The sequence below is a fragment of the Paraburkholderia sp. BCC1885 genome, assembly GCF_900996235.1.
GTDB lineage: Bacteria > Pseudomonadota > Gammaproteobacteria > Burkholderiales > Burkholderiaceae > Paraburkholderia.
This window is the reverse complement of record NZ_CAAJGM010000168.1, coordinates 1-444: the sequence shown is the minus strand read 5'-3', so window position 1 is coordinate 444 and position 444 is coordinate 1. Positions and strand designations below refer to the sequence as shown.

General features: G+C 61.9%; 1 protein-coding gene. It reads left to right on the top strand.

Annotation, left to right across the window (positions count from 1 at the left end):
• Nucleotides 1-83 precede the first annotated feature (83 nt).
• Nucleotides 84-444, top strand: a 361-nt coding sequence (locus FQ755_RS16165; RefSeq protein WP_313957460.1) for an aspartyl/asparaginyl beta-hydroxylase domain-containing protein, incomplete at its 3' end; no start/stop codon positions are given.

Sequence of the window (444 nt, the reverse complement as noted above, 5' to 3'; positions counted from 1 at the left end):
AAGATCTATTCGCGTCCGCCTGTCATCATGCGCCCTCGCCCACCGACCGGCCGGCGTTCTACCCTCTCGCGCAGTTCCCTCGATTGCAGAAGATCGCCCTGAACTGGGAGGTGATCCGCGACGAGTGCATGAACCTGGATGCCCCCTTGCTCGAAATCGATCGCGTGGGCAAGAACCATGACCAGGTGCATGCCGAGATCATCGATCACGTCAGGAAGGGCGGGCGATACGGCTGGCTGCTGGGATGGAAGTCGGACGGAAGCTTCAATCGCGACTGGACGCAATACGGCCTGGTAGTGCGCGACCAGGCGATCCCGTTCGCCGCCGAGGCCATGCCGCAGACGATCGAGATGCTGGGCGGGATCAAGGGCATCAAGGTATGTGCCCTGTCGCGGATGATGCCGAACGTGTTGCTGAGCACGCATCGACATCCGGAGTTGCTCG